This is a genomic window from Kitasatospora sp. NPDC059646 (genome assembly GCF_042734615.1).
Taxonomy (GTDB): Bacteria; Actinomycetota; Actinomycetes; order Streptomycetales; family Streptomycetaceae; genus Kitasatospora.
On sequence record NZ_JBHWDS010000080.1, the window covers coordinates 21,760 to 28,122 of the forward strand.

General features: G+C 72.3%; 6 protein-coding genes. All 6 read left to right on the forward strand.

Translation table 11 applies throughout. The features are described from left to right. The first annotated feature begins 204 nt into the window (after positions 1-204). The 6 genes from ald (at position 205) to ACFV1L_RS34600 (ending at position 6,241) form a co-directional block, all read left to right on the forward strand. Positions 205-1,320, forward strand: a complete 1,116-nt coding sequence (ald, locus tag ACFV1L_RS34575) for an alanine dehydrogenase (RefSeq protein WP_380373804.1) — start codon at positions 205-207, stop codon at positions 1,318-1,320. 449 nt (positions 1,321-1,769) lie between these two features. Then, complete coding sequence (locus ACFV1L_RS34580; protein ID WP_035867306.1) at positions 1,770-2,831, forward strand: ParA family protein; 1,062 nt, start codon at positions 1,770-1,772, stop codon at positions 2,829-2,831. Positions 2,832-2,872: 41 nt separating this feature from the next. Beyond that, positions 2,873-3,325 (forward strand): hypothetical protein, encoded by a 453-nt coding sequence (locus ACFV1L_RS34585; protein ID WP_380373813.1) that lies wholly within the window; start codon positions 2,873-2,875, stop codon positions 3,323-3,325. A 78-nt stretch (positions 3,326-3,403) separates the two neighbouring features. Continuing rightward, positions 3,404-4,204 carry a segregation and condensation protein A gene (locus tag ACFV1L_RS34590; RefSeq protein ID WP_380373806.1) on the forward strand — a complete coding sequence of 267 codons (801 nt, stop codon included), beginning with the start codon at positions 3,404-3,406 and terminating at the stop codon, positions 4,202-4,204. Between the two features lie 230 nt (positions 4,205-4,434). Then, a complete protein-coding gene (gene scpB / locus ACFV1L_RS34595) occupies positions 4,435-5,037 on the forward strand; it encodes an SMC-Scp complex subunit ScpB (RefSeq protein ID WP_380373815.1) in 603 nt (200 codons plus the stop codon). Next, complete coding sequence (locus tag ACFV1L_RS34600; RefSeq protein ID WP_380373809.1) at positions 5,030-6,241, forward strand: pseudouridine synthase; 1,212 nt, start codon at positions 5,030-5,032, stop codon at positions 6,239-6,241. Before scpB ends, ACFV1L_RS34600 begins: the two co-directional genes overlap by 8 nt. The last annotated feature ends 122 nt before the right edge of the window (positions 6,242-6,363 follow it).

A 6,363-nucleotide genomic window follows, 5' to 3' on the forward strand; every position in this document is an offset into this window, starting at 1 on the left:
AGGAGCCGTGCAAGCCTACGAACCTGCCAATGGGTCGAGCTGATTTGTTCGCTTTGGAAGGCTGACACGCCGCCTGGGCTTCATTACAATCGAACTCAGTCGCGCATGGACCTATGCACCGGGTGTCCCGTTGTGCTCGTCGTGTGCGTCCCCCGCCGGTCTTCCCCCGGTAGGAATCCCCCATGGCAAGAGGACGTGTTAGCCGTGAAGGTCGGCATCCCCCGCGAGGTCAAGAACCACGAGTACCGCGTGGCCATCACGCCTGCCGGCGTGCATGAGCTGGTCCGCAACGGACACGAGGTCGTCATCGAGGACAACGCCGGTGTCGGCTCCTCGATCCCCAACGAGGAGTACGTGGCCGCCGGTGCGACCATCCTCCCCACCGCCGACGAGGTGTGGGCCGCGGCCGACATGATCCTCAAGGTGAAGGAGCCCATCGCGTCGGAGTACCACCGACTGCGCAAGGGCCAGACCCTCTTCACCTACCTGCACCTGGCCGCCGACCGCGCCGGCACCGACGCGCTGATCGCGTCCGGCACCACCGCCATCGCGTACGAGACCGTGCAGCTGCCGAACGGCGCGCTGCCGCTGCTCGCCCCGATGTCCGAGGTCGCGGGCCGGCTGGCCCCGCAGGTCGGCTCGTACCACCTGATGCGCCCGACCGGCGGCCGCGGCGTGCTGCCCGGCGGCGTGCCCGGCACCCACCCGGCCAAGGCCGTCGTCATCGGCGGTGGCGTCTCCGGCTGGCACGCGGCCACCATCGCCATCGGCATGGGCTACGACGTGACCCTGCTCGACCGCGACATCAACAAGCTGCGCGAGGCCGACAAGATCTTCGGCAACAAGATCAAGGCGATCGTCTCCAACTCCTTCGAGCTGGAGAAGGCCGTCGTCGAGGCCGACCTGGTCATCGGCGCCGTGCTGATCCCGGGCGCCAAGGCCCCGAAGCTCGTCACCAACGAGCTGGTCTCCCGCATGAAGCCGGGCTCCGTGCTCGTCGACATCGCCATCGACCAGGGCGGCTGCTTCGAGGACTCGCACCCGACCACGCACGCCGAGCCGACCTTCCAGGTCCACAACTCGGTCTTCTACTGCGTGGCGAACATGCCGGGCGCCGTCCCGAACACCTCCACCTACGCCCTCACCAACGCCACCCTGCCGTACGTGGTGGAGCTGGCGAACCGTGGCTGGAAGGAGGCGCTGCGCCGCGACGCCGCGCTCGCCAAGGGCCTGAACGTGCACGAGGGCCAGATCACCTTCCCGGCCGTCGCCGAGGCCTTCGGCCTGGAGTCGGTCTCGCTGGAGAGCGTCCTCGCCTGACGCCCCCTCACCTGCTGTCGCCCCCGGCCGTCCTCCCCTTTCGGCCGGGGGCTTCGGCATGCCCGTAACGGCCCGGGGGCGTCCTCGGGGTGTCCACGGGCGGTCAATTCCGGTGCGGTTTGTCACCCGCTCTGTCGACAAGGACACCTGACGCCCCCTCATGGCCCGCTGCCTGCGAGGAAAGGTTAGGGTCATGTCTTGACACGGGGTGGGTGACCGGCCGACACCAGCACCCCACTACCGTGGATTGTGTTGCTGCGAATGCCCGAAACGGCCTAGAGTCGCAAACCGTTGGCATGCTGCCACGCTGACGAATCGACATAGAGTCCTGGATGTCCAAGGAGGTAAGACGACTTGTGAATGAGTCGACATTTGCTCCCGGGGGTGGTCAGCCAGGACTGGCGGAGCTCTCCGCCGGGCAGCCGAACGAGGAAGCCCGGCACTCCACGGTGGGCGCGCAGGAGGTCGGCTCGGTCGCGGTCCGCACCTTCGAGGCCCGCCAGAGCGCGGCGACAGCCGCCACCGACTACGACGCCGACTTCGCGGCGTACGGACTGGCCTACAACGAGCTCGGCTACGGGCCCTACGACGACCCGGACGCCGAGTACGAGCCCGACCCCGAGTACGCCGCCACGCTGGCCCCCGACGCGGCCCGCCAGCGCCGCGAGCGGGTCGGACCGACCGGCCGGCCGCTGCCGTACTTCCCGATCCCCGCGCCGATCGCCGAGCACGGCCCCGCGCAGATCATCGCGATGTGCAACCAGAAGGGCGGAGTCGGCAAGACCACCTCCACCATCAACCTGGGCGCCGCACTCGCCGAGTACGGCCGCCGGGTCCTGCTGGTGGACTTCGACCCGCAGGGCGCGCTCTCCGTCGGCCTCGGCGTCAACCCGATGGAACTCGACGTCACGGTCTACAACCTGCTCATGGAGCGGGGCCTGACGGCCGACGAGGTCCTGCTGAAGACCGCCATCCCCGGCATGGACCTGCTGCCGTCCAACATCGACCTGTCCGCCGCCGAGGTGCAGCTGGTCAGCGAGGTCGCCCGCGAGTCCGCGCTGGCCCGCGCGCTCAAGCCGCTGCTGCCCGACTACGACTACGTCATCATCGACTGCCAGCCCTCGCTGGGCCTGCTGACGGTCAATGCTCTGACGGCCGCTCACAGCGTCATCGTGCCGCTGGAGTGCGAGTTCTTCGCGCTGCGCGGCGTCGCGCTGCTCACCGAGACCATCGAGAAGGTCTGCGAGCGGCTCAACCCCGAACTGCGCCTGGACGGCATCCTCGCCACCATGTACGACTCCCGCACCGTGCACTCGCGCGAGGTGCTGGCCCGGGTCGTCGAGGCGTTCGGCGAGCACGTCTTCCACACCGTCATCGGACGGACCGTCAGGTTCCCCGAGACCACCGTGGCCGGCGAGCCGATCACCACGTACGCCACCAACTCGGTGGGCGCCGCCGCCTACCGTCAGCTCGCCAGGGAGGTGCTCGACCGGTGCCGCCCCGTCGAGTGAGCCTCCCGGGGGCCGACGAGCTGTTCCGGGCGACCGGCGGAATGGCCCTGTCGCCCTCGCTCGCGCGAAACGGAAACGGTTCCGGCGGCGGGCCCGCCGGGGCGGCTCAGGAGCCCCCGAAGGCGAACGAGGGCGGGGCCGGGACGGGCCGCACGGCGGACGTCCCGGCGGCCCGGCCGGAGCCCCAGGCCGCCCCTGCGGGGCGCGCGGAGGACCCCGCAGAGGCAGCACGACGGGCGCAGACCGCGACGGTGCGGGGACGCGGACGGGCCCGGCGCCCGTCCGGGCGGGAGCGGCACGACGAGAAGATCACCGTGTACGTGTCCGCCGAGGAACTGATGGACCTGGAGCACGCGCGGCTGGTGCTGCGCGGCGAGCACGGCCTCGCGGTGGACCGCGGCCGGGTGGTGCGCGAGGCGATCTCGGTGGTGCTCGCGGACCTGGAGCAGCGGGGCGAGGCCTCGATCCTGGTGCGGCGGCTCCGGGGGCGCTGACGCCGGACGCGTCGGCCGGCCCCGGCGGGCTGCGCGGTGCCCCCGCGCCGCCGGTCCCGCGTGCCAGAATCGGACGTTATGTTCCAGGTCCGGTTGGAGAACTTCGAGGGGCCGTTCGACCTGCTGCTCGGGCTGATCGCGAAGCACAGGATGGACGTCACCGAGGTGGCGCTGTCGAAGGTCACCGACGAGTTCGTGGCGCACATCCGGGCGATGGGCCCGGAGTGGGACCTGGACGCGGCGACCGAGTTCCTGGTGGTGGCGGCGACCCTGCTGGACCTGAAGGCGGCGCGGCTGCTGCCGGCGGCGGAGGTCGAGGACGAGGACGACCTGGCGCTGCTGGAGGCGCGGGACCTGCTGTTCGCGCGGCTGCTGCAGTACCGGGCGTACAAGGAAGTGGCGGGGCTGTTCGCCGAGCGGTGGGCGGCGGAGGCGGCGCGCCGGCCGCGGACCGCCGGGCTGGAGCCGGGGCACGCCGAACTGCTGCCCGAGGTGGTGCTGACCGTCGGACTGGAGCGGTTCGCGCAGCTCGCCGCGAAGGCGTTCACGCCGAAGCCGAAGCCGGTGGTGTACGTCGACCACATCCACATGCCGCCGGTGAGCGTGCGGGAGCAGGCGGCGCTGGTGGTGGAGCGGCTGAGCGCGCTGGGGGAGGCGACGTTCGGGCGGCTGGTCGCGGACGCCGAGAACGACCTGGTGGTGGTGGCCCGGTTCCTGGCGCTGCTGGAGCTGTACCGGGAGAAGGTGCTGGCGTTCGAGCAGCCGCGGGCCCTGGAGGAGCTGGTGGTGCGCTGGGTCGCCGAGGGGGACCGGGCGGTCGAGGTGACCGACGAGTTCGACCGCCCCGCGGGCGGTGGCGAGGAAGGCGGTGCCCGATGACGGAGCAGCGGCCGCGGCGGGCGCTCGGCCTGCCCGGGCAGGCCCGGCCCGGCGAGTGGCAGGAGTCGGCGTACCCCGACGGCGAGCGGGTGGAACCGGTGGAGCGGGTCCTCGCGCTGCCGGAGCCGGCGTCCGAGCCGCAGCCCGGGCCCGGTTCGCAGCCCGCTCCCGAGCCGGAGCCGGAGGAGCCCGAGGGGGTGCCGCTGCGGGCGGCGCTGGAGGCGGTGCTGATGGTCGCCGACGAGCCGGTCGCGGAGGCCCGCCTGGCCTCCGTGCTGGACGCCGCACGGGGCGAAGTGGCTTCCGTGCTGCGGGAGTTGGCGGCGGAGTACACGGCGCAGGGGCGCGGTTTCGAGCTGCGGCAGGTGGCCGGCGGGTGGCGGTTCTACAGCCGGGCGGAGTGCTCCGCGGCGGTGGAGCGGTTCGTGCTGGACGGGCAGCAGGCCCGGCTCACCCACGCCGCACTGGAGACGCTGGCGGTGGTCGCGTACCGGCAGCCGGTGTCGCGCGGGCGGGTTTCCGCGGTCCGTGGTGTGAACTGCGACGGCGTGATGCGTACCCTGGTACAGCGAGGACTGGTCGAAGAAGCCGGCACCGAGCCCGAGACCGGAGCGATCCTGTATCGGACGACGAACTACTTCCTGGAACGGATGGGGCTGCGCGGCCTGGACGAGCTGCCGGAGCTCGCGCCCTTCCTGCCCGAGGTCGACGACGTGGAAGCGGAGTCCCTGGAGGGCACGATGATCGCGCAGGCGGTCGCCGCCGCACAGGAGGGGCCGAACCAGGCCGACCGGACCCAGACGGATACGACGTACGGACATTTTGATGCGTAGCAGTGGCAACGGCAGGAACAGCGGCGGCGGTCAGGGCCGGGGTGGACAGGGCGGCCGGGGCGGCCAGCAGGGCGGCGGCGGCCGGGGCGGCTCGTCCTACGGCCAGGGCGGCGGACGCGGCGGGCAGTCCCGCGGCGGCGGCTCGGGCTCGTACGGCGGCGGGTCGGGCTCCTACGGGGGCTCCTCGCGCGGCGGGCAGTCCCGCGGCGGCAGCGGGCGCGAGGAGCGCCGCTACCCGGACCGGCCGCTGCGGCCGGAGGAGCGTAAGTACGACCGTCCCGAGTACGGCGGCGGCCCGAACGCGACGCCCGGGCGCGGCGCGTACGGTTCGCGCAAGCCCGGGGCGGCCCCGCGGCCGCGCCGGGACGGGCAGGGCGCGCCCGGCGACCCGCGGCGCCAGCCGCAGCGCTCCCGCGAGCTGCAGGGCCGGATCGAGGACCGGGTGCTGGCCCGGCACGAGGGCCCCGGCAAGCAGGTCGGCGAGGAGGGCGAGCGCCTGCAGAAGGTGCTGGCCCGGGCCGGCATGGGCAGCCGTCGGGCGTGCGAGGAGCTGATCGCGCAGGGCCGCGTCGAGGTCAACGGCAGGCTCGTGGTCGAGCAGGGCCTGCGGGTCGACCCGGTGAAGGACGAGATCAAGGTCGACGGCCTGACCGTCGCCACCCAGTCCTACCTGTTCTTCGCGCTGAACAAGCCGGCCGGCGTGGTCTCCACCATGGAGGACCCCGAGGGCCGGCAGTGCCTGGGCGACTACGTGACCAACCGGGAGACCCGGCTGTTCCACGTCGGCCGGCTGGACACCGAGACCGAGGGCATCATCCTGCTCACCAACCACGGCGAGCTCGCGCACCGCCTGACCCACCCCAAGTACGGCGTCACCAAGACGTACCTGGCGGCGATCCAGGGCCCGATCCCGCGCGACCTGGGCAAGCAGCTCGCCAAGGGCGTGGAGCTGGAGGACGGCTGGGCGCGGGCCGACAGCTTCAAGGTGGTCTCGAACGTCGGCAAGAACTACCTGGTCGAGGTGACCCTGCACGAGGGCCGCAAGCACATCGTGCGCCGCCTGCTGGCCGAGGTCGGCTTCCCGGTGGAGAAGCTGGTGCGCACCGCGTTCGGGCCGATCTCGCTGGGCGACCAGAAGTCGGGCTGGCTGCGCCGCCTGACCAACCCGGAGGTCGGCGCCCTGATGAACGAGGTCGGGCTGTAACGACGCCCCACGGAGAGCCCGCTCGCCGCGCCCCCGCCCGCGGGGGGAGGGGGGGGGGGGGGTTAAAAAAAAACGAAGCCCCCCACCCCGTACGCCTCGCGTAGTAGGTGTTGTGGGGGTTA